This window comes from Corynebacterium sp. c8Ua_99 (assembly GCF_039907185.1).
Taxonomy (GTDB): Bacteria; Actinomycetota; Actinomycetes; order Mycobacteriales; family Mycobacteriaceae; genus Corynebacterium; species Corynebacterium jeikeium_D.
The window spans coordinates 1-2,314 of record NZ_JASBOG010000031.1 but is presented as its reverse complement, the minus strand read 5'-3'; the positions used below and the strand labels follow the sequence as shown (position 1 = coordinate 2,314).

Genomic DNA, 2,314 nt, shown 5'->3' with positions numbered 1-2,314 from the left:
AGAAGAAGACTCTACCTTCACTGCAAACACAAGTCAAACCGACCGTGAATACAAAGTAAACTCTCCCCCACATCACCACAATAAGCGATTACATCGCCCTGTCGCGCTGACCCCGGATACATTACACACACTTCACACATAAAGCGAACCCCCAGGTCACAATGCTTTTCTAGGGCACTTTCGAGCTAATAGAAGACCATAACCGTAGAGTTTCACTTAAAGCTGTTCGGCAATGCATTCGTTCACCGGCCGCTCACGCACACTAACGAACTATCTCAGCAGAATGACGTGGCCCGAAAGCCTCGTCGTAAAGCGAGATGGAGCGAAACCACCCCAATAGAAAGCTCCAGTGAGGAAAAGCTGGACTAGGGAACTAAAGTCGAACTGTGACTACATCAACGAAGACCGATGCTCGGACCGTCCATCCGGTCGATGAGTATCCGGGCCATGTGAAACTGCTTGTACTCGGCTTTCAACATGTGCTCGCCGCGTATGCAGGCGCGGTGGCAGTCCCGCTTTTCGTGGGCTGGGCACTTGTGGATGCCGGGCGTATGTCCCCATCCGATATTCCGCACCTAATTGCCGCGGACCTGTTTGTTGCCGGCATCGCCACCATCGTGCAGTCGGTGGGCATTTGGCGATTTGGTGTGCGGCTACCACTGATTCAGGGCTGTACCTTCTCTGCTGCCATTCCGATGGTCACTATCGGATCGCAATACGGCGTGCCCGCAATCTACGGTTCGGTGATTGCATCGGGCATTTTCATGATGCTCTTTGCACCGCTTTTTGCGTCGCTTCTACGCCTATTTCCGCCGTTGGTCACTGGTACGGTGCTATTGATTATCGGTACGACGCTTATGCCAGTCGCAGCTGACTGGGTTGGTGGCGGTGCTGAAGTTAAGGACACTCCTGATTTCGGCACACCCCAAAACTTGGCAGTAGCTGTGTTTGTGTTGGTCTTGATTCTCAGTATTGAGCGTTGGGCACCGGAATGGCTCGCCCGAATCGCCGTTCTAGTGGGCATGATTTCTGGGTTGCTGCTATGCATTCCATTGGGAATGGTGGATTGGTCTGGGACCAAGGACTCACCGATCTTTGGGCTGACACATCCGTTCTACTTCGGCATGCCTGAGTTTGTCTTCTCGGCTGTATTTGCCATGTGCATTGTCTCGCTTGTGACTATGGTCGAGGCGACTGGAGATGTGCTTGCAATCGGTGAGATTACCGAGACCGAGATTGATAATCGCCGTATTGCCGACACACTGCGTGCCGACGGTGCTGCGACCGTGATCGGTGGTATTTTCAATACCTTCCAATACACGGCTTTTGCCCAGAACATCGGCGTCTTGTCCATCACGGGTGTGCGATCCCGGTGGGTTACCGCAGCTGCAGGCGGAATGCTGCTGGTTCTAGGCCTGATTCCAAAGACGGCCGCTCTCGTTGCTGCTATCCCAGCTCCAGTTTTGGGAGGTGCCGGTATCGCCTTGTTCGGCATGGTCGCAGCATCCGGCGTCCGCACCCTATCCAAGGTTAAGTTCACTGAATCCAACGTGATTGTCGTTGGTATTCCGTTGGCACTGGCATTGCTTCCTGCTGTATCGCCCGAACTATTCTCCGGACTGCCGGCGTGGGCACAAACGTTTATGGCCTCAGGAACCTGCGTAGGTTCCGTCGCAGCAATCATCTTGAACCTTTTGTTCAACACCGCCGACCGTGCACCGCACGCAGTTACTCCGAGCGCTCACGACACCTTCCGCGGAGGTATCAACTCTGAAGATAAGGACCACGATGGCTACGGCGACGTCCCGCCAGATAAGCCGAGCAGCAATAACTAACTTCGGTACTTTGATCAGCGCGGCTGGATAGCTCAATCCCAGACCGCGCTGGCGTAACTAAATACAACACATTCCCGTATGGGCGCAGGAAATACCTCGCCCATACGGGATTTCCTTTTGGCGCGACCTTGGATGGCGCCGCGTTGTCTCGTAGGTAGGACTTAAGAATCAGGACGAATTCCAAATAAGCGTATGGATCCCTATTTGGACAGCTTGGCAGTAAAGCCCCATTGAAGCGCGGTATCTGCATGTCGGGATGAGTGGCTGTGGTAAACACAGAAGTGCAATAACTGAATCGGACATGCCAACAAGCTCAGTGCCAGAATTCGAGGAGCCTCCGACCGGTGTACTGCGCATCGGCCCCTTCTAAGTACCCGCAATTAAGCCAAATCGGTAGCTACCCCGAGATATAAGCCACGACATTTGTCGATTAAATGTTGTTTACTCGTGGGTAAAACAAAAGTGGGCCGCAGCAGCCC

General features: G+C 53.5%; 1 protein-coding gene. It reads left to right on the top strand.

Annotated elements, in window-relative coordinates; translation table 11 throughout:
* Positions 1–386 precede the first annotated feature (386 nt).
* Positions 387–1,835 carry a nucleobase:cation symporter-2 family protein gene (locus QKE19_RS11125; protein WP_347891081.1) on the top strand — a complete coding sequence of 483 codons (1,449 nt, stop codon included), beginning with the start codon at positions 387–389 and terminating at the stop codon, positions 1,833–1,835.
* Positions 1,836–2,314 lie beyond the last annotated feature (479 nt).